The following is a 23,515-nucleotide window of genomic DNA, read 5'->3' on the forward strand; positions in this document are numbered from 1 at the left end:
TATGATCGCGGCGTCCCACCATCGGTCCCGCATGCCACCTCAACTCTCGACCTTCTCAATCGCCGCCCGCGACCCGGAGACGGACGCGGTCGGCGTCGCCGTTCAGTCGAAGTTCGTCGGCGTCGGCGCTGTCGTCCCGTTCGTGAGCGCGGACGCGGGCGCGATCGCCACGCAGAGCTTCGCGAACGTCGCCTACGGCCCCGACGGGCTCGACTTGCTCCGCGAGGGACGCGCGCCGGCCGAGGCGATCGATCGGCTCACAGCCCCCGACGACGAGGCCCCCTCGCGACAGGTAGGCGTCGTGAGCGTCGACCCCGACGAGGACCCCGCGGCGTTCACCGGCGACGAGTGCCACGACCACGCCGGCGATCGGCAGGGCGACCACTACACGGTCCAAGGGAACATCTTGGAGAACGCAGACACCCTCGACGCGATGGCCGAGGCGTTCGAGGGGACCGACGGCGGCCTCCCGGAGCGCCTGATCGCCGCGCTTCACGCGGGCAACGACGCGGGCGGCGACAGGCGCGGCGAGCAGTCCGCAGCGCTGTACGTCGCCAAGCCCGAGGGCGGCTACGACGGGAAGAACGACCGCTGGGTCGACGTCCGCGTCGACGACCACGAGCGCCCGATCGACGAGTTAGAGCGGGTGTTCAAGATCTACGACGTGACCCTCCTGGAACGCGAGGCGCCCGACGAGACCCGGGCGCCGACCGGTGAGACGGCGACCGCTGTCCAGTCGGCGCTGTCCGACCTCGGGTTCTACGAGGGCGAACCCACCGCCGAGTTCGGCGAGGACGCCCGCGACGCGCTCGAATCCTTCCGCGGCATGAACAACTTCGAGAACCACTCGCTCGCCGTCCTGGAAGACGCCATCGCGCGAGGGTGGGACGAGACCGATCCCGGCGACGGGCCCGAGGCGCGGCTGGTCGATGCGATCTGGCGCGGGCTCTCGCGGCTCGACCGGGTGTAGCCCTCCGGTTCGTCCCCGGTCCGCGACGCGCCGGGCCGGTCGACTTTTGCCCGTCCGCGACCGAGCGGGACCATGACCATCGAGCCCGACGCGGTCGCGGACCTCATCGAGGAGAACCTCCCGGACGCGGTCGCCCGCGTGACCGCGCCCCGGATCCACAACGACGAGGACGAGGACGCCCACTTCGCCGCGGTCGTCGTCTCGCCCGCCTTCGAGGGCGAGTCGCTCGTCGACCAGCACCAGCGCGTGTACGACGCGGTCGGCGACCACATGACGCGGTCCGTCCACGCCTTAGAGATCAAGACGTACACGCCCGAGGCGTACGCGGAACACGGCGACGGGAGCCTCGACGCCGACCTCCGCGATGCCGGGCTGTTCCCGGTCGACGAGGCCTGACCGCTCGGCCGCGTCGGACCCTCCACAGACCCTCCACCGCCTTCCACCCACCCACCGGCTTCCAACGCCTGCCACCGTCTTCCAACGCCTTCCACCGTCCTCCAACGCCCTCCAAACCCGATGCCTTCCGAACTCGTTCGCGCCGTCCGCGGGGTCCTCGCCGCCGTCTCGCTGCTCGCGTTCGTCGTGCTCTTTCTCGCCCTCGAAGCGCGCGTCACCTCCCCGGCCGTCCTCGGCGGGCTCGCCGCGCTCGGGACGGCGACGCTGCTCGCGGCCGCGGGCCGATCGGGAGTCCGACGGTTGCTCGGCTGGGACGAGTCGTCCTCCGCGAGCAGCGAGGAATCGACCACCGAGGGCGACGCGTGGCTCGACGAGTCCGGCGACGAGACGCCGTGGACCGACCGCTCCGACCGCGCCGGCGACGATTCCGAGCCCGACTGGCCGCCCGCGCGGCTCGAACCCGCGCTCGACGACGCGTGGAACCGGTGGTCGGACGCCGCGCTGACGTTCGGGCTGGCCGCGCTGGGAGTCGGCGCGCTCGTTATCCTCGCAACCTATCCGGGCGAGGACCCGCCGCTCGGGCTGCTGTTGCTTGTCGCGTTCGGGCTCAACGGGGCGCTCGTGACGCTCCCGTTCGTTTATAAATAAGGCGCCGCCGGTCGGCGTTTCGGTCAGCCGTCGTCGGTCTCGCTCGCGGTCGTCTCGTCGGATTCGCTCACAGACCCGTCGGCCGCGGTGTCGTCGTCTGCGTCGTCGTCTGCGGCACCGTCGTCGCCAGCGACCCGGTCCGCGACCAGTTCGGCAAGCGGGTCGACCGTGACGGTCAGGCGGGCGACGAGGAACACGACCGGGACGAGCGCGACGAACAGGAACGCGGCGTCGTACGCCCACGCGGCGCCGTTCAACACGGGCACCGCGACGCCGGCGAGCCCGCGGTACGCGACGAGGACGGCGCCGAAGACGACGAGCCAGTGGACCACGCCGCCCGCGTTCTCGACGATCCGGTCCGGGCGAGCGTCTCCCTCCGCGTTGGCCTCGCCGAGCGCCAGGCGCGTCAGCAGCGCGAACTTGGGCGCGGCGTACAGGAGGATGCCCGCCACCGCGAGCGCGACGACGGCCGTCGCGACCGCGGCGAACGTCACCGGTGCGAAGGGGACGAGCCGGTCGACGCCCGGCAGCAGCGTGACGACGGCGAGGACGCCGACGACCGCCAGCGCGCCGATCAGGAGTCTGCTCGTCGACCGGACCGTGTCGCGGTCGAGCGCCGTTCCGATCGCAGAATCGTTCGAGCTCATGGGCGCCCGGCCGTTGCCGACGGACCGGTATATAAGTGCCAAGCGTTTGCGTCGATTTTCGGCCGGTTTTGCGCGATTTGTTTTCGTCGCTCCCGTTCTCGTCGCGTGCTACCAATTGATACGGTATCAATCCGCATATTCCCGCGCGCTGGCGGCTTCCAGTACCTTTTACAGCGTCTCGCGGGAAGGTCGGCGCATGGGTGACGACTACCGCACGGAGGAGGACAGCCTCGGCGAGATGCAGGTGCCGGCGGACGCCTACTGGGGCGCACAGACCCAGCGAGCCGTCGAGAACTTCCCCGTCTCGGGGATCCCGATGAGCCGACGGTTCATCCGCGCGCTCGGCGTCGTGAAGAAGGCGGCCGCGCAGGCGAACCGCGATCTGGACCTCATCGAGGCGGACACCGCCGACGCCATCGTCGCCGCCGCCGACGAGGTGATCGCCGGCGAGCACGACGACCAGTTCCCGGTCGACGTGTTCCAGACCGGCTCGGGCACCTCCTCGAACATGAACGCCAACGAGGTGATCGCCAACCGCGCCGCCGAGATCGCGGGCGCCGAGATCGGCGACCGCGTCGTCCACCCGAACGACCACGTCAACTACGGGCAGTCGTCGAACGACGTGATCCCGACGGCGATGCACGTGGCCGCGCTGGAGGCGGTCGAGAAGGACCTCGTCCCTGCCCTCGAAACGCTCCACGCCGAGCTCGAGGCCAAGGAGACCGAGTTCGACGGCGTCGTCAAGACCGGTCGGACGCACCTCCAAGACGCCACCCCGATCCGGCTCGGCCAGGAGTTCAGCGGCTACCGGACGCAGGTCGCGAAGGGCATCGAGCGCGCCGAGAGCGTCCAGTCGAACCTCCGCGAGCTCGCCCTCGGCGGCACCGCGGTCGGCACCGGGCTCAACACCCACCCCGAGTTCCCCGAGCTCGCCGCGGAGTACATCTCCGACGAGACCGGGACGGAGTTCCGCGAGGCGGAGAACCACTTCGAGGCGCAGGCGGCCCACGACGCGATGGCGGAGGGCCACGGCGCGCTCAAGACGATCGCCGGCAGCCTCAACAAGATGGCCAACGACCTGCGGCTGCTCGCTTCCGGCCCGCGCAACGGCCTCGGCGAGGTTGAGCAGCCGGAGAACCAGCCCGGCTCCTCGATCATGCCCGGGAAGATCAACCCGGTCGTCGCGGAGTCGGTCAACCAGGTCCACAAGCAGGTCGTGGGCAACGACGCCGCCGTCTCCGCGGGTGCCGCCCGCGGCGAGATCGACCTGAACCTGTATAAGCCCGTCATCGCGCACAACTTCCTCGAGTCCGCGGAGCTGCTCTCGAACGTCGCCGCGACGTTCGGCGAGCGCTTCGTCGGGAAGCTGGAGGCCAACGAGGAGCACTGCGAGACGCGCGTCGAGCAGTCGATGGCGCTCGCGACCGCGCTGAACCCCGCCATCGGCTACGACAAGGCGAGCAAGGTCGCGAAGACGGCGCTGAAGGAGGACAAGAGCGTCCGCGAGGCCGCCGTCGAGGCCGGCTACCTCACCGAGGAGGAGGCCGACGAGGTGCTCGACCCAGAGGCGATGACCCACCGCGTCATCCTCGGCGACGAGGACTGAGACGGCGCGGGCGAGGGGCTATCGGAAGCGGCGACCGAAGCCGGCAGAACGTTTTTTGCGGGAGCGTGTGAGTGCCGGACATGGCTGAGAGTGACTTACAGGCCGAGCAGGAGCCGCTGAAAAAGGAGTACGAGAAGAACCCCGAGGCGGCGCAGATCACGCTGTCGGCGACCGGCGAGGAGCAGGGCGACGCCCGGTCGTGTAGCGTCGACATCGGCCGGGCCATCTACGAGGCGGAGCTCCACGAGGGGGCCGGCGGCCCCGGCGGGGGCGCCTGTTCGGGCGACCTCCTTCTCGGCGCGCTGGCCGCCTGTTCCCAGCTGACCGCGCAGGCGGTCGCCGAGAGCTTCGGCGTCGACGCGGAGGTCAGCGTCGAGGCCAGCGGCGACCTCGACCTCCGCGGGACGATGGGCGTCGACGACGAGGCGCCGGTCGGGTTCGAGGACCTCCGCCTCGACGTGGCCGTCGACGGCGACGTCGACGAGGACACCCGCGCGGCGCTTGAAAAGTACACCGAGAAGTACTGCGTCGTCTACCAGACGCTGGCAGACCCGCCGGACGTCGAGACGAGTTGGACGTTCGACTGACGGCGGCGCCGCTGAGCGCCTCCTCACCGGCGATTTCGCGCCTCTTTGACGACGACTTCGCGGGGATTTCGCGGCGACCGCGCGGCCGCGCCGTTCGCGCCGAATCGGAACCATTTAAGCCGATGTCGGTACCGATCCAACACGGATGAAACTTCACGAATATCAAGCGAAGTCTCTCTTCGCGGACGCCGGGATCCCGGTTCCGGACTCCCGGCTCGCGACGAGCGTCGACGAAGCGCTCGACGCCGTCGACGAGATCGGCTACCCGGCCGCGATCAAGGCGCAGGTCCACGTGGGCGGCCGCGGCAAGGCCGGCGGGATCAAGATCGCGACCGACCGCGAGGAGGCCGAGGGGTACGCCGAGGAGATCCTCGGCATGGACCTGAAGGGGTACACCGTCGATCAGGTCCTCGTCGAGGCGGGCGTCGACTTCGTCGACGAGCTGTACGTCGGCGTCACGATGGACCGCGGCGAGGGGAAGCCGGTCCTGATGGTGTCGACCGAGGGCGGCGTCAACATCGAGGAGGTCGCCGAGGAGAACCCCGACGCGATCGCGCGCGAGCACGTCGACCCCGCGTTCGGGCTCCACCCGTATCAGGCCCGCAAGGTCGTCTACGAGGCCGGCGTCGACGCCGACGTCGCGCTCGACGTGGCCTCGATCCTCTCGACGCTGTACGACCTCTACGAGGAGAACGACGCCTCCGAGATAGAGGTCAACCCGGTCATGATCACGAGCGACCGCGACGTGGTCGCCGCGGACGCCGTGATGAACATCGACGAGGACGCGCTGTTCCGCCAGCCCGACCTCGCCGAGATGGCCCAGGAGTCCTACGAGGACGACTTAGAGCGGAAGGCCGGCGAGTACGGCTTCGACTACGTCCGCCTCTCCGGGAACGTCGGCATCATCGGCAACGGCGCCGGGCTCGTGATGACGACGCTCGACCTGGTCGACTACTACGGCGGCGCGCCCGCCAACTTCCTCGACATCGGCGGCGGCGCGAAGGCCGAGCGCGTCACGCAGGCGCTCGACATGGTGTTCTCCGACGACAACGTCGACGCCGTCGTGTTCAACATCTTCGGCGGGATCACCCGCGGCGACGAGGTCGCCAAGGGGATCAACGAGGCCCTCGAACAGTTCGACGAGATCCCCAAGAAGGTGGTCGTCCGGCTCGCAGGCACGAACGCCGAGGAGGGGATGGAGATTCTGAACACCGACCTCGTCGAGGTCGAGAAGACGCTGGAGGACGCGGTCCAGCGCGCGGTGAAGAACGCGGATGAGGTGACCCAATGAGTATTTTCGTCGACGACGACACCAGAGTGGTGGTCCAGGGGATCACCGGCGGGGAGGGGAAGTTCCACGCCGGCCAGATGATCGAGTACGGCACCAACGTCGTCGCCGGCGCGGTGCCCGGCAAGGGCGGCCAAGAGGTCCACGGCGTCCCCGTCTACGACACCGTCGACGAGGCCGTCGAGGCCGAGGACGCGGACGCCTCCGTCATCTTCGTGCCGCCGGCGTTCGCCGCCGACGCGATCTTCGAGTCGCTCGACACCGACCTCGACCTCGCGGTCGCGATCACCGAGGGGATCCCGACTCAGGACATGGCGAAGGTGAACAAGCGCCTGGGCGAGACCGACACCCGCCTCATCGGCCCGAACTGCCCGGGAATCATCACCCCCGGCGAGGCGAAGCTCGGCATCCTCCCCGGCAACATCTTCTCCGAGGGGAACGTCGGCCTCGTCTCCCGCTCCGGCACGCTCACCTACCAGGTCGTCGACAACCTCACCGAGCGCGGGCTCGGCCAGTCGACCGCCATCGGCATCGGCGGCGACCCGATCATCGGCACGTCCTTCGTCGACGCGCTGGAGGCGTTCGAGGCCGACACCGACACCGACGCCGTCGTGATGTGCGGCGAGATCGGTGGGGAGGACGAAGAGCAGGCGGCGAAGTTCATCGGCGAGCACATGGACACGCCGGTCGCCGGGTTCATCGCCGGGCGCACGGCGCCGCCGGGCAAACGCATGGGCCACGCGGGCGCCATCGTCTCCGGCTCCGGCACGGGCACGGCGCAGTCGAAGATCGACGCGCTCAACGACGCGGGCGTCCCCGTCGGCGACACCCCCGAGGAGGTCGCCGACCACGTCGAGGACTTCCTGTAGCGACCGTCACCCCGCGTCGACCCGCTTCCATCATCGGATCCGGTCTCGGCTCGGCTCCCGTTTTTCAATATCGGTAGCCGGAGCGAAAGCTAAAATTAGCGGTAGGGTAACACACACACATGAATTCGGGCCCCGACGATCCGCCGGCCGACGCCGGCGCGGCCGAGACGGACTCGTCGGGACCGACCGACGGCGGCGCGAGCCGCGTCCTGTTCGTCGACGACGAGCCGGGTGCGGCCGACCTCGCCGCGACGCACGTCGAACGCATACTCGACGGCGTCGAGACCGTTACGCGGCAGTCCCCGGACGCGGCGCTCGACGTGGTCCGGACCGAGCGGATCGACTGCGTCGTCAGCGACTTAGACATGCCGGGGGCCGACGGGCTCGAACTGCTCGAATCGGTCCGCGAGACCGACCCCGCGCTCCCCTTCGTGCTGTTCACCGGCAAGGGGAGCGAGGAGATCGCGAGCGACGCCATCTCGGCCGGCGTCACCGACTACCTCCAGAAGGGCGCGGGACGTGACCGCTACGAGATGCTCGCCAACAGCGTCGCGAACGCGCTCGGCCGGCGACGGGCTGAGCGCGACCTCCGCGAGATGAACGACCAGATCACCGCGATCCACCGGTTCGCGGCGGACTTAGCCGAGGTCGAGGAGGTCTCGGCGGTGTTCGACCGCGTGATCGCCGCGGCGGAGGAGATCCTGGAGTTCGACCGGTGCGTCGCCGCCAGTCGTTACGGGGACCGACTGGTTCCCGCCACGCAGTCCGAGAGCGTCTCTCAGGACGAGATCCGCGCGTTCGACCTCGACGAGGGGGTCGTCGGATACACCGCTCGGGAGCAGCGGACCGTCGTGGTGGACAACCTCAGCGTCGACCCGGAGGACCCCGACGATTTGGAGGACCCCGCCGGACCGGGTCGATCGCCTCCCGGGACCCCGGACCACGACCGGGTCGACGGCGACGCCCTCGACACGGCCGAGGTGGCGGACCCGGTGTCCGACGACGTGCGCTCTGCGATCAGCGTCCCGCTCGGTCCGTACGGAGTGTTTCAGGCCGTGTCGGACGGCTACGCCGCCTTCGACGACACCGACGTGGAGTTCGCGGAGCTGATCGCCTCGCACGCCGCGAACGCGATCGAGCGGATCGAGACGGAGACCGCGCTCCGGACCGAGCGCGACCGCCTCGCCGCGCTGTTCGAGAACCTCCCGCTCCCGATGGCACGGACCGTCGTCGACGAGGACGGAGAGCGGACGCTCGCGGAGACGAACGACGCCTTCGTGGACGCGTTCGGGCACGACGCGTCATCGTCGTCGTACGACGAGGTGGTAGACGCGGTCATGCCGGCCGAGGCGGAGCGGTTCGACCACGAAGCGCTGCTCGCCGACGACGACCCGGTTCGGCTGGAGGTCCAGCGCCGGGCGACCGACGGGCTGCGGAACTTCATCCTCCACGCGATTCCCGTCGACAAGCCGGAGGTGTCGGTCGTCTACTCCGTCTACGCCGACATCGACGAGCAGAAACGGGTCGAACAGACCCTCAGAAAGCTACACGCGACGACGCGAGAGATGTTCGGCGGCGAGGACCGCGAGGGGGTCGCGGCGGTGGCCACCCGGGCGGCGATCGACATCCTCGAGTTCCCGAACAGCGGCGTCCGCCTGTACGACCCCGAAGCGAACGTCCTCCGCCCGACGGCCATAAGCGCGGAGGCGACGGAGGCCTTCGGCGACCGGCCGGCGTTCGGCCCGGGCGACGGCCGCGTCTGGAACACGTTCGAGACCGGGGAGCCGGTCGTGACCGACGACCTCGACGCGGTCGACACCGCGGTCGGGTACGGCGACCTCCGGAGCCTCCTCGTCGTGCCCCTTGGCGACCACGGCGCGATGCCGCTCGGGTCGCGTGAGCCGGGCTTCTTCGACGAAACGGATCTCCAGCTGGCCCGGGTCCTCGCCGCGAACGTCACGGTCGCGCTCGACCACGCCGAGCGGACCGAACAGCTCCGCGACCGCGACGCCGCCCTCCAGCGGGAGATCGACCGGCTGGAGAAGTTCGCGGGGCTCGTCTCCCACGACCTCCGGAACCCGCTCAACGTCGCCGCGGGCCGGACCAACCTCGCCCGGTCGTTGACGGACGACGCGGCCGTTCTCGACGAACTCGACCGGGTCGAGGACGCGCACGATCGGATGAGCCAGCTGATAGACGACCTCCTCGCGCTGGCGCGGCAGGGGCGGACGGTCGACGAGATCGAGTCCGTCCCGCTGGCCGAGGCCGCCGAGCGCGCGTGGCGCACCGTCGACACCGGCGACGCGACGCTCGACGTCTCCGATGCGACGGCCGCGGTCGCCGCTGACCCGGAGCGGCTTCGCACGCTGTTCGAGAACCTATTTACCAATAGTGTCGAGCACGGCTCGGACACCGACGCCGCCGACCTCACCGTTTCCGTCGGGGCGCTCCCGGACGGGTTCTTCGTCGCCGACGACGGGGTCGGCTTCGACATCGACCCGGAGGAGGCGACGGAGTACGGCCGTTCGAGCGCGTCGCACCGGACGGGGTTCGGCCTCGCGATCGTGCGCGAGATCGCGGCCGCACACGGCTGGGAGCTGTCGATCGACGGCGACGACGGCGCGCGGTTCGAGTTCCGCCAGCGAACTGGTATATAAAAACCGGGTTGGCGTGCGCGGGCGGCGCACAGGCGGGCCACGGTTATGCGCGATTCGCCCCTGTACGTAACGTATGGACGAAGGAACTCGTGAGCTGCTCGAACCGCTCCCGCCGAGCGCCAAGCTGGTCTACTACGTGCTCGACGCCGAGGGTCGGTTCGACCAGACCGGCCTCGCCGAGGAGACCCGCCTCTCGACGCGCACCGTCCGGTTCGCGGTCGAGAAGCTCACCGAGGTCGGGCTCGTCGAGGAGGGGCTGTGCCCCCGCGACGCCCGCCGCTCCGTCTACCAGGCCGTGCCGCCCGCGGAGCGCGACCCCGTCGACGAGCCGGAGGCGACCGCCGAATCGGCCTCCGAGGCCGACGCGCCGGCCGCCGCGGTCGCCGAGGACTGAGGCCCGAAGGAACTCGACTCGCCCCGCAGACGTCCCGATCCGTCGCGCTTTTGCCCACGGGACCGGTAGCAAACTCACTCCGATGGCGACGTACCACATCGAAACCTACGGCTGCAGCTCGAACCGGGGAGAGAGCCGGGAGATCGAGCGCGCCCTCCGCGACGGGGGGCACCGCCCGGCCGACGGCCCCGAAGACGCGGACGTCGCCATCCTCAACACCTGTACCGTCGTCGAGAAGACCGAGCGGAACATGCTCCGCCGCGCCGAGGAGCTGTCGGATATGACGGCCGAGCTCGTCGTCACCGGCTGTATGGCGCTCGCGCAGGGCGACATGTTCGCCGAGGCCGATGTCGACGCCGAGATCCTCCACTGGGACGAGGTTCCCTCCTACGTGCTCAACGGCGAGTGCCCCACTGTCACCCCCGACGCCGAACCGGTCCTCGACGGCGTCGTCGGCATCCTCCCCATCGCCCGCGGCTGTATGAGCAACTGCTCGTACTGTATCACCAAGTTCGCCACCGGCCGCGTCGACTCCCCGTCGGTCGAGGAGAACGTCGAGAAGGCCCGGGCCTTGGTCCACGCCGGCGCGAAGGAGATCCGCGTCACCGGTCAGGACACGGGTGTCTACGGCTGGGACAACGGCGACCGAAAGCTCCCCGAGCTGCTCGACCGCATCTGCGACATCGACGGCGAGTTCCGGGTCCGGCTGGGGATGGCGAACCCCGGCGGCATCCACGGGATCCACGAGGAGCTGGCCGACGTGTTCGCGGCAAACGAGGAGCTGTACGACTTCATCCACGCGCCCGTTCAGTCCGGCTCCGACGACGTGCTGGAGGACATGCGCCGGCAACACCGCGTGGAGAAGTTCCGTGAGGTCGTCGAGACGTTCGACGACCGGCTCGACCACTGGACGCTCTCGACCGACTTCATCGTCGGCTTCCCGACCGAGAGCGAGGCCGACCACGAGCTGTCGATGGATCTGCTCGCGGAGGTCCGCCCGGAGAAGATCAACGTCACCCGCTTCTCGAAGCGCCCCGGCACCGACGCCGCCGACATGAAGGGGCTCGGCGGGACCGTCAAAAAGGAGCGCTCGAAGGCGATGTCCGAACTGAAGATGGAGGTCGTCGGTGAGGCGTACGAGTCGATGGTCGGCGAGACCTTCGAGGTCCTCGTCGTCGAGGAAGGGACCGGCGACTCCGTGAAGTGCCGCGACGGTGCCTACCGACAGATCATCGTCCAGAACGCGAGCGACCGCGGCGTCGCGGTCGGCGACTTCCTCACGGTCGAGGTGACCGGTCACAACACGGTGTACGCGTTCGGCGACCCGGTCGAAGAAGCGCGGTCCGACGCCGGCGGCGTCGACGGCGATTCGGTCGAGCGCGACGACCGGCCGGAATCGACGGCTTCGTCGGCGTAACGACCCGAGCCACGTCGCCAGCGGTATTTCTCCGGGGCGTCGGCTCAGGCGGGCCCGTCCTGATCCGGGTCCGTTCTCCCGGTTCCGGCGAAGTCAGAATCGCTCCATCCGGAAGGCCTCTCCGCCCGATCGCCGAGTCCGACGCCCTCCGGGACCGGGCCGATCGGCCCGTCGGGTTCGAGGTGATCCGGGAGCCGGATCCGGACGACGGTCCCGTGCGGGTCGTTCTCTGCGAACTCGACCGTTCCGCCGGCCCGGGTGACGGTCCAGTAGATCAGCCACAGCCCGAGCCCCTCGGTGTGTTCCAGCGGTGTCTCCTCGGCGTTCCGGAGCGTCTCCCGTTCTATCTCCGGGATCCCTCGTCCGGTGTCCGCGATCGAGAGGATCGTCGCGTCGTCGTCCCGCCCCACGCGCACTGTAATCGTCACGTCGTCGTCGTTGTGCTCGATCGCGTTGCGCAGCGCCTCCTCGATCGCGAGCGGGAGCGACGGGTGCGCCCGGACGACGCAGCTGTCAGGGAGCTCCGTCCTGACAGCGACGTCGAGCGTCTCCGCGGTCACCTGCGACACCCGTTCCTCGACGACGGCGACGAGGTCGAACGACTGGCGCGACTCGGTCCGCCAGATCGACGCGATCCGGCGGGTCCGCTCGCTCGTCTCGACGAGCTCTTCGAGGTGGGTCCGGACGATCGCCGCCCGGTCCGCGATCTCCGCGTCGTCGTCGACGTCTTCGATCCCGTCGAGGTAGCCGAGCGCGACCGACAGCTCGTTGCGGATGTTGTGGCGCAGCACGCGGTCGTTGATCGAGAGCAGGGTGGCGAGCTCCTGCGCCTCGACGAGCTGCTCGTCGGCCTTCACCGCGTACGGTCCCGCGCGGGACCCGACCGCCGCGCCGAGGCTCGCGGCGAACGAGATCAGGAAGGAGAGCTTGAACGCGTGGTGATCGAGCAGCCAGATGAGCCAGACGACGCCGGCGAGCGCGGCGAACGAGAGGGCGGTCAGGGCGGCGATCCGGACCGCCCGCCACCGGCCGGTCGGCGAGATTCCCCAGTCGGGCAGGTCGTACACCGTATAGAAGACGAAGCCGGAGAGCCCGACGATGAGCGCCGACTCGAGCAGCGAGCCAACGCCACTCCCCTGGAGCGCCAGATGTCCGGCGCCGAGCCCGGCGCAGAGGACGCCGAGCGCGGCGAATCCGACGCGGGGGGTGAGGGAGGTCATCGAGCGCCGTACTCTCCCCCGACGTTTAGGACTTTCTCGGGAGACCGCCGGCGACGGGCGGAATCAGTCCTCCTCGTAGATCAGTTCGACCTCGTCGGCGAACCGGTCTAAGATGTTCCGCCGCTTCTTCTTCATCGTCGGCGTGAGCAGGTCGTTCGCCTCGGTGAACTCCTCTTCGACGATCCGGAACTGCTTGATCTTCTCGTACGACTCGAACTCCTCGTTCACGCGGTCGACCTCCGTTTGAACCCGCTCGCGGACCCGGTCGTCGCGGCAGATCGCCGCGCGCTCGTCGGGTAAGTCGATCCCGTTGTTTTCGGCCCACGCCGCGAGCCGCTCGAAGTTCGGGACGATGAGCGCGGAGACGAACTTGCGGCCGTCCCCGAGGACGACGCACTGCTCGACGAACTCGTTGGCGGCGAAGCGGTCCTCGATCGGCCCGGGTGCGACGTTCTTCCCGGTCGAGAGCACGAGCAGCTGCTTGGCGCGCTCGCGGAAGGCGACGTACCCGTCGGGGCGGAGCTGGACGATGTCGCCGGTGCGGAACCACGGCTCCGCCGCCGCGGCGTCGCGGTCCGGCTCCGCCTCCCCCGTCCCGACGCGCTCGTCGGGCGGGGTCCCGGCGGTCACGGCGTCGGCGGGGAGGTCGTCCGCGTCGACGAACGCCTCCGCGGTCGCGGCCGGGCGGTTCCAGTAGCCGTCGGTCACCTGCGGGCCGCGGACGAGCAGCTCGCCCACGTCGCCGGCCAAGTCCGCGACCTCCTCGCCGACGACCGCGCCGTCGATCGCGATCTCCGTGTCGATGACCGGCGGGCCGATGGTGCCGACCTTCGGCGCCTCCGGCGGGTTGACGCTGATGACCGGCGAGGTCTCCGTGAGGCCGTACCCCTCCAGAATCGGCAGGTCCATCGCGTGGTACAGCGCGCACAGCTCGGCCGACAGCGACCCGCCGCCCGAGATGAAGAAGTCGACGTTGCCGCCGATCGCGTCCCGGACCGACGAGAAGACCAGTCTGTCCGCGACCGCGCGCTTGGCGTCGAGCAGGGCGCCCGGGTCGTCGGCCTCGTGGTGGGCCTTCCCCACGCTGACCGCCCACTCGAAGATGCGCTCTTTCACCGGCGACTCGCTCGCCTGCTCGCGGATCGCGTCGTACAGCTTCTCGTAGACGCGCGGGACGCTGGTCGTCGTCGTCGGGCGGACGAGGCCGAAATCCTCCCGGAGCGTGTCGGGGCTCTCCGCGTACGCGACCGTCGCGCCCGCGGCGAACATCATGTAGTGGCCCGCCATCCGCTCGAAGACGTGTGCGAGCGGGAGGAACGAGAGCGTGGTCGTCTCCTCGGAGATGCCGGGCACTCCCGGGTCTCGGTCGGGACGGTCCGCGAACCGCCGGTAACACTGCGAGACGTTGTCGCGGAAGTTCGCGTGCGTGAGCCGGACGCCCTTCGGCTTCCCGGTGGTTCCGGAGGTGTAGATGAGGCTGGCGAGGTCGCCGACGTCCGCGGCGTCGATCCACCCCTCGTAGGCCGCCTCGTCGAACGCGTCGGCGCCGCGCTCGTGGACCTCCCCGAGGGTGTACACGTCGTCGAGCGCATCGGGCCCGGCGTCGGCGTTGTCGACCGAGATATCGTCGGTGTCCACGTCGTCGACGGTCACGACCGCGTCGAGGTCGTGTTCGAGGTCGCCGCGCACCGCGAGCACGTCCTCGAGCATCTCGCGGCTCTCGGCGACGACGACGGTCGCCTCCGGGTCTTCGAGAAGATAGCGCAACTGCCTCGGCGACGAAGAGGCGTAGACGGTGGTCACGACGGCGCCCGCAGCCAGTGCCGCGAAGTCTGTCTGGGCCCACTCCATGCGCGTCTGCGAGTACATCGCCACCCGCGTGTCGCCGTCGACGCCGAGCTCGCGGAACCCCGCGGCGAGGTTCCGGACGATCCCGCGCATCTCGGCGTACGTCAGGTCCGCGTACTCGCCCGCGGGCGCCTCCGGAACGACCCCGGCGGCGACGAGCGACCGGTCGTGGGTTCCCCCCTTGTACCGCTGTGCGATCCGGTCAACGTGCCGCTCAGCGGTGCGTTCGAACATCTCGGGGAGCGTCTCCCGGGCGACCGCGTCGTCCGTGAACGCTCGTTCCGCGGCTTGCCAGCTCATACACGCTCAGTCCCGCCCTACCTTCATAAACAATCCGGTGGTTGTGAGTTTCTTCCCGCTCGGAGCGGCCACTAGGCGGTCAGCGGGCGGCGAGCGGTCAGCGGCCGCCGGCGATCCGCGTGCCGACGCGGTCCCGGTCCGTGCGGATCCCGTCGGCGACCTCCGCGATCTGCGCGAGGACCGGGTACCGCGGCCCGTCGGTGGGGCCGTAGAGGTAGTCGTAGAACGGGCGCTCGCGGTCCTCGTCGAGCGCCGTTTCGGGGGTCAGCGGCGGGTCGTCGAGCGAGCGCTGCCGATCGGCGGCGAGGTCGTCGCACTCCGCTTCGAGCTCCGCCAGCCGGTTCCAGACGTCGATCGCCGCGTCGGTCTCGCGGCCGGACCGGACCCCCTCCAAGTGGCCGATCAGCCGGCGTCGGCGGCGGTCGATCGACGACAGCGTCGCCTCCCGGTCGTCCAGCTCGTCGATCTCCTCGCCTATCGCGTCGGCGAGCTGGTCGCGCGCCCCGGCGGCGCGGCGACTCCGGTCGACGAGCGCCGACCGGGCGCCGCTGGACAGCCCCCCGTCGGACGCCAGCGCGGTCGCCGTGTCCGGGCCGAGCTCCGCGGCCAGGCTCTCCGCGGCCGACTCGTCGTACTCCGCCCGGTAGTGCGGCAGCGACAATACGGTGTCGTGGTACGCCGACATCACCCGCCTGAGCGTGGCGTTGTCGGCGTTCGGCCCGCCTCCGGGGCGCCGTCGGCCGCCCGGGCCGTCGAGTCCGCGGATCGCACCGGCGGGGACGCCCGAGGGCGTCGCGTCCGTCGCGACGGAGACGGTGTCGATCCCCGCGACCCGGTCGGCGAACGACTCGAACGCGTCCCGCTCGTCGAGGACGCGGCGTCGCTCGCGGCGGCAGGCCGACTCGGCGTCGCGGACGTACGCGAACGCGAGCAGCGCGAGCACGCCGGCCAGCGCGACCGCCGTGATCACTCCCGGCTCGGTCGCGACCGCCCACAGCTCGCACCAGCCGCTCGCGCAGTTCGCACCCGTCACCCCCTGTTCTGGAATCTGAAAGACCGACGTGGAACCCCGATGAACGCTCATTGTGTCCGTTAACACGGTACACGCACAAAGAATTTTGGGCCGCTCGGCGCCGTTCGGCGGGAGAAACGGCGTTCGAGCGGGTGCGGCGACGTTCGGTGCGGCACGCGGCGTGCGAGAAGGTACCAGACCTCAGTCGCGGACGCCGTCGTCGGTGATCACGGTGTCGATCATTCCGATCGGGGTGGCGTCGTAGCTGGGGTTCTCGATCTCGACGTCCTCGACGGGCTCGCGCATCACCTCGACGGCGTCGCGGAACTCGTTTTCGAACCGGAACTCCTCGATGGTCTTCGCGCCCGAGCCGACCGCGGTGACGGGGACGCCGAGTTCGCGGGCGGTGACCACGAGGGGAAAGGTGCCGATCCGGTTGTAGTAGGTCCCGCCGGTGATGCAGGTGATCCCGAGCAGGACGCGGTCGCAGTCGCGGAGCGCGTACCCCATCGCGCTGTCGACGACCATGCGGACGTCGACGCGGGAGATTCCGGCGAGGACGCGCGCGGTCTTCCGGCCGAGAGTGCGCGGGCGCGCCTCGGTGACGTAGACGGTGAGGTGCGCGCCGTCGCGCGCGGCGTTCTCGATCGCTTCCAGCACCGTCGTCGAGTAGTCGTGGACGAGCAGCGTGTCGCCGTCCTCGATGCGCTCGGCCGCGTTGGCGGCCGCCTCGCCCTTCGCCGTCTCGATGTCGTCGACGACGCGGGCGATCACGTCCTCGAGGAGCTGCTTCGCGCCCTCGACGCTCGTCGCCTCGCCGACGATGGAGCGTTCTACGTCGCGCATCGCGTTGTGGAGCGCGGCGTGAGAGGGGTTCGACCGGCGCAACACGCCCGCGTTGTGTTCGAGGTCGCGCTCGAACTCGTCGACGGTCACGTACTCGCGGTCTAACAGGTCCGCGAGCGACCGCGTCGCCTTCACGGCCACCGCCGACGTGCTGTGGGTCCGCATCGCCCGGATCTCGGCGACGGTCTCGTCGATCATGCCCGAACGGTCGACCGCGCCGGTAAAAGGGGTTCCGGGGGCGAGCCAGCGGGATGGTGTCCCACGGCGTCCCGATGCGATTCGGCGAGGCGGCCCGAGGCGTTTCGCAACGCCGGTGGGCTACTCGAACCCGAGCCGGTCGACCGCACGCGGCAGACACCCCTCCTCGGGTTCGACGTACGAGTAGTGGTCCGCGACCAGATCGGTGACGTCGACGTCGGCGTACCCGTCGGGCGCGGTCGCGGCGTCAGGGAGTCCGCCGTGACCGACTGCGCGCGTCCGGTCCGAGGCGCGGTACACCCAGCCGAGGACGTGGTCGTTCCGGCTGTGGAAGTTGTAGACGGGCGCGTCGAGCGCCGCGATCGCGGGGCCGTATCGGCCGGCGGCGGCTGCGCTGTCATGTGGGATCGCGCCGCCGAACAGCGAGACCGAGGCGAGGGCATCGGGTCGCTCTCGGGCGGCGAGTTCGCGGAGCGTCGCGCCCGTCACGCGGGCGCCCAGCGAGTGGGCGAACAGGTGGACCGGGCGTCCGTCGTCGTCCGCCCACGCCGTCAGCCAGTCGGCGAGCGGGACGGCGTTGGTGTCCGCGGTCTCCTTGGCCGGTCCCCAGTCGACGTTCGATGCCCAGGAGTAGCCGATCACGGGGCGGGCGCCCTCGGCCGTGGCGTCGCCGTCGCCCGCCGCGTCCGTCGCCGCGGCGAGGCCCAGCCGAGCGGTGTACGCCAGGTTTCGGGCCGCCGCCGCGTCCGCGCCGAGCCCGTGGACGAACAGGACCACGGAGTCGGCGTCGTCGAACGCCCAGGACCCCGACCTTTCCGTCGGATCGTCGGCGTCGAGGCGCCCGCGCGTCGACACCATCGGCTGCGTGTCGGGGGCCTCGTACCCGCCCGCGTCGCCGTCGAGCTCGTTCGCGACGTAGAGCCCGCCGCCCCCGAGGAGACCGACCCCGGCCGCGACGCTGTACACGAACCGTCGTCGCGTGACGAGGCTGGAGGGGTCGTCCGATGCGTCTGAGTCGTCAGCGGGAGTATCGGATGAGATACCGAATCGTCGCTCCGAACGATCAAATACCTGACGCGGCGGCGACGGCTGTTTATCAATGGCTCTCGTATGTCCGGTATGAGCTACCCGGTCACGTACTACTGTCCGCACTGCGGGACGCTCGTCGCGCTCGAACGCGAGGGGTATCTCGCGGACAAGTCGGTGACGCCGTACCCGCTGGAGGGGTGGACGTACGTCGCGCCCACGGAACCGTTCGACGCGGAGGAGGGTGAGGGCGGTGAGGGTGACGGGGGCGCGGTCGAGGCGGACGGTGTTCGGTTCGTCTGCGGCGAAAGCGACGGCGTCGACTGGGACCCGCACGATGGGGTTCGGGGGACCGACGTGGGCGGCGACGAGCCGTACCGGGAACCCGACGCCGAGGGTGTCGGCTGCGGCGAACCCTTCTACCTCTCGTTCGTCCGCTTCGAAGAGGGGCGAGAAATTGATCCGGGAGCGGACTCGGAGCCGGTCGAGATCAACCCCGACCCACGACCGAGCGGTCCCCGTGGTCCGCCTGGTCCCGGCGAAGCCGGCGGCCCCGGCGACTCCGACGGCGGCTTCTGGTGAGTACTCATCGAACGCATTCGTAGATAATTTATAAGTGATAGACGACTGATCGCCGGAGTACACCTCCAAAGCCTAGCCGCTCGCTTATAAATGATTGAGTAGAGAGCAGCGGTGAGTGCCTCCAAAGCCCCAGCCGCGAGAGTAGCGCACGCTCGCTGCGCGCTTCAGTCGCTCGCTCTGCTCGCTCCTTCCAGTGCTTGCGTCGCCTGCGCTACTCTCGCGCCTGCCCCTTTGAGTCCCACCCCGCACCGCACCTCACGCCTCCCCAGCCTCGTCGGCCTCCCTTCGGTCGGCCGACTCCCTCGCGCGTGCGGTTCGCGGCCTATCGGCCGCTCACCGGCACGCGCCACCGCACCGTTCATTTATAAATGTCGTCTCCGTGGAATGCCGAGAGTTCCCGAGTCGAACAGCCAAACCCCTTAAACGGTGAGCGAGTAGGCTCTCGCATGGAAAGCATCAACCGGACCGCGATCGAGCTGGTCGACGAGGCGCTCGATTTCGCCGGCGAACTGGACGTCGTCGGCTACGAGCTGGACAACGGCGCCACCGTCGTCGACTTCGGAATCGACGCGGCCGGCGGTGTCGAGGCGGGACTGCTGCTCGCGGAGATCCAGACCGCCGGGCTCGCGAACCTCCAGACCCGGATGGGCGAGCTCGCCGGCGCGCCGCGCCAGTACGTCGAGCTGTCGACCGACCACCCGGCGATCGCCTTACTCTGCTCGCAGAAGGCCGGCTGGGAGCTAACGACCGAGGGCGGCTTCGAGGGGCTCGGCTCCGGGCCGGCCCGCGCGCTCGTCGGCCGCGAGACCGAGTTCGAACGCGTCGGCTACTACGACTCCTCGGAGTTCGCCACGCTGGCGATCGAGTCGACGACGCTGCCCGACGAGGAAGTCGCCGAGCAGGTCGCCGACATGGCCGAGGTCGACACCGACGGCGTGTTCCTCCCGACGTTCGCCACCGGCTCGACCGCCGGCTCCGTCACCACCGCGGCCCGCGCCGCCGAGCTCGCCGTCTTCCGACTGCTGGAGGTCGGCTACGAGCCCACCGACGTGCTCCACGCCTCCGGCTCGGCGCCGCTCGCGCCATCGACACGCGACGAAACCGAGGCAATGGGCCGGACGAACGACGCCCTCGCGTACGGCGGCGAGGTCCACCTCCAGGTCGCGCGCGACGACGACCGCTTCGGCGAAATCGTCTCGACCGCCAGCGAGGAGTACGGAACCCCCTTCGTTGAGGTGTTCGAGGACGCCGACTGGGACTTCTACGACGTCCCGGAGAGCGTGTTCGCCCCGGCGCAGGTCACCGTCGACGTCGTCGACGGCCCCGTCTACACCGTCGGCGAGACCGACGAGGAACTGCTCGCCGAGTCGTTCGGCTACCGCTGACCGCCGCAGAAACCCCGATCTCATTCCCCCGAACCCGTGCGACTCAAACCTGTCCCCGAACCCCCGACCGACCTCGACGAACTCCGCGAGTACCAGCGCGCGGTCCCGCTCGTCCCGGGCGACACGGACGACTGCTGCGCTCGGCTCCGTCGGCGCCGCGACCTCCCCGACCGGCAGACCGCCAACGACTGGCTCGCGTTCCTGCGCGCGCTCGGCCTCGTCGAGGAGACCTCGCGCGGGTTCGTCCGCGCCGACGCCGAACCGACTCCCGAGCGCGTTCGCGAGGGGCTCCGCGACGGCGTCCTCCTCGTCCCCGAGGCGCTCGCGGCGCTGCGGGAGGCTTCGCTCGACGACCCGCTGACCCCGGACGACCTCTTCGCGGCCACCCGAGAGCGGGTCCCGCGACACGACAGGGCCCGGAACCCCGACTGGGAGGCCGCGTGGCGCGACCGCGCGGCCCGGCTGCTCGGCTGGCTCGCGCTCGTTGACCTGGCGGCGCCGGTCGCCGGCGACGCGGATCCGGCCGCCGCCGTCGGCTACGTCGCCGGCGACGCGCTCTGACCCGGCCGTCGGGTTGGCGCCGACCGTCCCGCCGCCCCCGCAACAAGCCTTTTACTCGCCGCCGGAGAGGGAGTCGCATGGGACGCTTCGACGGACGCACGGTCCGCTACGAGCCGACGAGCGTCAAGGACCTGCTCGTCGAGATGAAGGACACCGCGGAGCTTTTGATCGACCTCTCGTACTCCGCGGTCCTCCACGGGAGCCCGACGGTCGCCCACGAGGTCGTCGAGCTCGAACACCGGATGGACGTCCTCCAGATGCGCGCCCGGATGAGCCTAATGCTCGCGGCGCGGAATCCGAGCGAGGCGGAGACGCTCGCGCCGGTCCTCGGCGTCATCGCCGCCGCCGATAAGGTCGCGGACGCCGCGGGCGACATCGCCAAGATCGTCACCGAGGAGATCGGCCTCCCCGATGCGATGCGCGGCGCGCTCTCGGCGGGCGTCGAGACGCTCGTCCGCGGGACGGTGGCCGCCGACTCGGCGTACGCCGGCCGGACGCTCGACGACATCGACCTCGAATCGGAGACCGGCGTCCGCGTCATCGCGGTCCGGCGCGACGAGGACTGGATCCTCAACCCCGGGCCGACCACGCGGCTGGAGGCGGGCGACGTGACCCTCTTGCGCGGCCCCGAGGCGGGCGTCGCCGACGTGTTCCCCGAACTGAGCGGCGACCCGTTCGAGCCGGAGCCCGAGGCCGAGCCCGCGATCGACGACCTCGAGCGCGCGGTCGACTCGATCGTGTTGATGAAGAACCTCTCGGAGCTCGCCGTCGACCTCGCGTACGGCTCCGTCCTCTTTGACAACGAGGAGCTCGCGGAGGAGGTGAGCAACCTCGAGATCGAGGTGGACGCGCTCCAGTCGCGGTTCGAGGCGTGGACGCTCCGGGCCGCCGCCGAGGCCGACGACCCGGTGTCGCTGCGCGGGCTCATCCACCTCGGCGTCGCGACCGAGGAGATCTCCGACGCCGCGCTCGCGATCACCGAGGGCGTCCGCCGCGACCTCGACGTCCACCCGGTCGTGGAGATGGCGGTCCAGGAGTCCGACGAGATCATCACCCGGACCGAGGTCGCCGCGGGGAGCGACCTCGACGGCACCGAGGTTGTCGACGGCGTACCCGCGACCGACATCTCGACGAGCGTCCTCGCGATCCGGCGCACGGGCGACGAGTGGTTGGTCGGGCCCGACATCGATACCACGCTACGCGGCGGCGACGTGATCATCGCGAAAGGGACCCGGACCTCGGCCGAGGAGTTCGATGCCCTCGCGGCGTGAGGGAGGGGAGGGGGAGGCGGTGGCGCCTGCGGACGCCGACCCCGCCGCGCTCGCGCGGGCCTACTACGACGCGCTCGACGCCGGCGAGTACGACCGGCTGGCGTCGCTGCTCGACCCCGACTTCGTCCAGCGGCGCCCCGATCGAACCTTCGAGGGACGCGACCGCTTCGTGGCGTTCATGCGCGACGAGCGGCCGAACACCGACACGACCCACGCAGTCGAGCGCGTGTATCCTGCCGGTCCGGGCGTGGCGGTCCGCGGCCGGCTGCTCGACGCCGACGGCGAGGAGCTGTTCGCGTTCGTCGATGTGTTCTCCGTCGACGTGGACGGCGGGAAGCTGACCGCGCTGGAGACGTACGCGGCCGAGTCATAAGCGCCCGCAGTCGGCCGGACTCCGTCCTACCACGCGGCGCGCAACACGCCTAAGATTCCCTCTGCGGTCGCGTCGAGGTCGGCCGGCGCGCGCGCCATCGGCGGGTCCTCGGCGACGAACTCGGCGATCGCCGGCAGGTCGTCTTCGTCGGTCTCGGGGAGGTCCCGAAGTCGGCTCGGGACGTCGAGCGCGTCGCGGACCTCGGCGACCGCCTCGACGACGTCCTCCGCGATCGCGTCGTCGTCGCGGCCGTCGGTCGGTATCCCTAGTCCGGCCGCGAGCGCCCGCCTGCTCGCGTCGACCTCGTCGAAGAGGTACGCCAGGGCGTGCGGCGCGACGACGGCGTGGATCGCGCCCTGCTGGACGTCGTAGCGCCGGGCGAACCCGTGGCCGAACGCGTGGATCACGTTGATCTTGCGGTCGAGCTGGACGAGCAGCGCCCCGACGACCGCGCGGTCGGTCGCCTCCTCGCCGCCCGGCCGGTCGCCGGCCACGCGCGGCAGCGCGTCCGAGAGGAGCCGAAGCCCGTGGACCGCGGCCGCGTCGCTCACCGGGTCGGCGTCGGCGGCGTACGGCGTCTCGATCCCCTTGTCGAAGCCGTTCATCGCCGACCCGGCCAGCACCGATTTCGGCGTCGTCTCGAACAGCGCGGGGTCGGCGACGTCAGCGATCGGCCACGCGTCGCTCCCGCTGACGTTCACCGGCTGGCCGGTCGGAGACTCGTCCGCCGAGAAGATCTCAAGCGACCCGCCGGTGGAGACGTCCGCGCCCGCGAACGTCGTCGGCACGACGACGAACGGGAAGGCTGGGTCGCTTCCGGGCGCGAGGTCGCCGAGCGCCTCCGGCCCGTCCTCCGCGTCGGCGCGGATCTCGCCGAGGTCTCGGCCGTCCGCCGCGAGCAGCGTCGCCTGTCTGGCGATGTCCAGGCTGGCGCCCCCGCCGACCACGATGAGGACGTCCGCGCCGACCTCGGCCCGCGCGTCGAGCAGATCGTAGGCGGTCTCGACCCGTTTGTCGGGGGTTGTCCCGTCGAAGACGCCGGCGAGTCTGTCGCCGAGCCCCTCTCGTATCGGGTCCATCAGCGCGTCGTTCGCGCCCGTGTTCGAGCCGCAGACGACGAGCGCGTCGTCGAGGTCGCGCTCGCCGAGCCAGCCGCCGAGGTCGGCGATTCGGCCTCGTCCGTACCGGATCTCGCAGCCGCGGTGGACGTGTTCGAAGGAGTCCGCGATCGGTAGCATCGGGGAGCGGTACGCGGGGGCGCGGCTTGTAGCTGTGGGAAGGAACCGCATACTTCGGTTATCTCCCGGATTAGGGTCCGACGGCGCGTCGACTCGGATCGTCAAAGCGTCTGCCGTTTGCGCTCACGCCCGCGCGCGTGCGCCGGCTTTATAACCCGACGGCGATTAGCGAGGGT

At 70.4% G+C, this 23,515-nt stretch carries 22 protein-coding genes; 15 read left to right on the forward strand and 7 right to left on the reverse strand.

Annotation, left to right across the window (positions count from 1 at the left end; genetic code table 11):
* Positions 1–31 precede the first annotated feature (31 nt).
* The 3 genes from ACOZ35_RS04590 (at position 32) to ACOZ35_RS04600 (ending at position 2,014) form a co-directional block, all read left to right on the forward strand.
* Positions 32–970 carry a DUF1028 domain-containing protein gene (locus ACOZ35_RS04590; protein ID WP_424015275.1) on the forward strand — a complete coding sequence of 313 codons (939 nt, stop codon included), beginning with the start codon at positions 32–34 and terminating at the stop codon, positions 968–970.
* 72 nt (positions 971–1,042) lie between these two features.
* Positions 1,043–1,366 (forward strand): BolA family protein, encoded by a 324-nt coding sequence (locus ACOZ35_RS04595; RefSeq protein ID WP_424015276.1) that lies wholly within the window; start codon positions 1,043–1,045, stop codon positions 1,364–1,366.
* 120 nt (positions 1,367–1,486) lie between these two features.
* Positions 1,487–2,014, forward strand: coding sequence for a hypothetical protein (locus ACOZ35_RS04600; RefSeq protein ID WP_424015277.1), 528 nt, complete (start codon positions 1,487–1,489; stop codon positions 2,012–2,014).
* 23 nt (positions 2,015–2,037) lie between these two features.
* On the opposite strand, the gene ACOZ35_RS04605 is transcribed toward ACOZ35_RS04600, so the two are convergent.
* On the reverse strand, positions 2,038–2,661 hold the full coding sequence (locus tag ACOZ35_RS04605; RefSeq protein WP_424015278.1) for a hypothetical protein: 624 nt from the start codon (positions 2,659–2,661) through the stop codon (positions 2,038–2,040).
* Between the two features lie 196 nt (positions 2,662–2,857).
* On the opposite strand from ACOZ35_RS04605, the gene ACOZ35_RS04610 reads away from it, so the two are divergent.
* From ACOZ35_RS04610 to ACOZ35_RS04640, 7 genes are all read left to right on the forward strand, one after another.
* On the forward strand, positions 2,858–4,267 hold the full coding sequence (locus tag ACOZ35_RS04610) for a class II fumarate hydratase (protein ID WP_424015279.1): 1,410 nt from the start codon (positions 2,858–2,860) through the stop codon (positions 4,265–4,267).
* A gap of 80 nt (positions 4,268–4,347) precedes the next feature.
* Positions 4,348–4,854: an OsmC family protein gene (locus ACOZ35_RS04615; protein WP_424015280.1), complete on the forward strand. Its 507-nt coding sequence runs from the start codon at positions 4,348–4,350 to the stop codon at positions 4,852–4,854.
* Positions 4,855–4,999: 145 nt separating this feature from the next.
* The gene (sucC, locus tag ACOZ35_RS04620) at positions 5,000–6,145 is read left to right on the forward strand and encodes an ADP-forming succinate--CoA ligase subunit beta (protein ID WP_424015281.1); all 1,146 of its coding nucleotides are present in this window, start codon (positions 5,000–5,002) and stop codon (positions 6,143–6,145) included.
* Entirely contained in the window at positions 6,142–7,011 is an 870-nt protein-coding gene (gene sucD / locus ACOZ35_RS04625; RefSeq protein WP_007993119.1) for a succinate--CoA ligase subunit alpha, read from the forward strand. Before sucC ends, sucD begins: the two co-directional genes overlap by 4 nt.
* A gap of 119 nt (positions 7,012–7,130) precedes the next feature.
* Positions 7,131–9,668 (forward strand): GAF domain-containing protein, encoded by a 2,538-nt coding sequence (locus ACOZ35_RS04630; protein WP_424015282.1) that lies wholly within the window; start codon positions 7,131–7,133, stop codon positions 9,666–9,668.
* 73 nt (positions 9,669–9,741) lie between these two features.
* Entirely contained in the window at positions 9,742–10,062 is a 321-nt protein-coding gene (locus ACOZ35_RS04635) for an ArsR family transcriptional regulator (protein ID WP_096392973.1), read from the forward strand.
* Between the two features lie 82 nt (positions 10,063–10,144).
* On the forward strand, positions 10,145–11,479 hold the full coding sequence (locus tag ACOZ35_RS04640; RefSeq protein WP_424015283.1) for a tRNA (N(6)-L-threonylcarbamoyladenosine(37)-C(2))-methylthiotransferase: 1,335 nt from the start codon (positions 10,145–10,147) through the stop codon (positions 11,477–11,479).
* Positions 11,480–11,523: 44 nt separating this feature from the next.
* On the opposite strand, the gene ACOZ35_RS04645 is transcribed toward ACOZ35_RS04640, so the two are convergent.
* The 5 genes from ACOZ35_RS04645 to ACOZ35_RS04665 form a co-directional block, all read right to left on the reverse strand.
* Positions 11,524–12,699 (reverse strand): sensor histidine kinase, encoded by a 1,176-nt coding sequence (locus ACOZ35_RS04645; protein WP_424015284.1) that lies wholly within the window; start codon positions 12,697–12,699, stop codon positions 11,524–11,526.
* 63 nt (positions 12,700–12,762) lie between these two features.
* On the reverse strand, positions 12,763–14,847 hold the full coding sequence (locus ACOZ35_RS04650; RefSeq protein ID WP_424015285.1) for an AMP-dependent synthetase/ligase: 2,085 nt from the start codon (positions 14,845–14,847) through the stop codon (positions 12,763–12,765).
* A 97-nt stretch (positions 14,848–14,944) separates the two neighbouring features.
* Entirely contained in the window at positions 14,945–15,931 is a 987-nt protein-coding gene (locus tag ACOZ35_RS04655; RefSeq protein ID WP_424015286.1) for a DUF7260 family protein, read from the reverse strand.
* 129 nt (positions 15,932–16,060) lie between these two features.
* Positions 16,061–16,903 (reverse strand): translation initiation factor eIF-2B, encoded by an 843-nt coding sequence (locus tag ACOZ35_RS04660; RefSeq protein WP_424015287.1) that lies wholly within the window; start codon positions 16,901–16,903, stop codon positions 16,061–16,063.
* Between the two features lie 120 nt (positions 16,904–17,023).
* A complete protein-coding gene (locus ACOZ35_RS04665; protein ID WP_424016030.1) occupies positions 17,024–17,761 on the reverse strand; it encodes a DUF726 domain-containing protein in 738 nt (245 codons plus the stop codon).
* A gap of 261 nt (positions 17,762–18,022) precedes the next feature.
* On the opposite strand from ACOZ35_RS04665, the gene ACOZ35_RS04670 reads away from it, so the two are divergent.
* The 5 genes from ACOZ35_RS04670 (at position 18,023) to ACOZ35_RS04690 (ending at position 22,101) form a co-directional block, all read left to right on the forward strand.
* Positions 18,023–18,511 (forward strand): hypothetical protein, encoded by a 489-nt coding sequence (locus ACOZ35_RS04670; RefSeq protein ID WP_424015288.1) that lies wholly within the window; start codon positions 18,023–18,025, stop codon positions 18,509–18,511.
* A gap of 446 nt (positions 18,512–18,957) precedes the next feature.
* A complete protein-coding gene (mch, locus tag ACOZ35_RS04675; protein WP_424015289.1) occupies positions 18,958–19,896 on the forward strand; it encodes a methenyltetrahydromethanopterin cyclohydrolase in 939 nt (312 codons plus the stop codon).
* 36 nt (positions 19,897–19,932) lie between these two features.
* Complete coding sequence (locus ACOZ35_RS04680) at positions 19,933–20,457, forward strand: hypothetical protein (RefSeq protein ID WP_424015290.1); 525 nt, start codon at positions 19,933–19,935, stop codon at positions 20,455–20,457.
* Between the two features lie 77 nt (positions 20,458–20,534).
* Positions 20,535–21,728, forward strand: coding sequence for a potassium channel family protein (locus tag ACOZ35_RS04685; RefSeq protein WP_424015291.1), 1,194 nt, complete (start codon positions 20,535–20,537; stop codon positions 21,726–21,728).
* The gene (locus tag ACOZ35_RS04690) at positions 21,712–22,101 is read left to right on the forward strand and encodes a nuclear transport factor 2 family protein (RefSeq protein WP_424015292.1); all 390 of its coding nucleotides are present in this window, start codon (positions 21,712–21,714) and stop codon (positions 22,099–22,101) included. The genes ACOZ35_RS04685 and ACOZ35_RS04690 overlap by 17 nt, the downstream gene beginning before the upstream one ends.
* Positions 22,102–22,127: 26 nt before the next feature.
* Here ACOZ35_RS04690 and ACOZ35_RS04695 read toward each other — a convergent pair whose 3' ends face one another.
* A complete protein-coding gene (locus tag ACOZ35_RS04695; protein ID WP_424016031.1) occupies positions 22,128–23,339 on the reverse strand; it encodes an iron-containing alcohol dehydrogenase family protein in 1,212 nt (403 codons plus the stop codon).
* Between the last annotated feature and the right edge of the window lie 176 nt (positions 23,340–23,515).

This window comes from Halorubrum xinjiangense, assembly GCF_049604745.1.
Taxonomy (GTDB): domain Archaea; phylum Halobacteriota; class Halobacteria; order Halobacteriales; family Haloferacaceae; genus Halorubrum; species Halorubrum xinjiangense_A.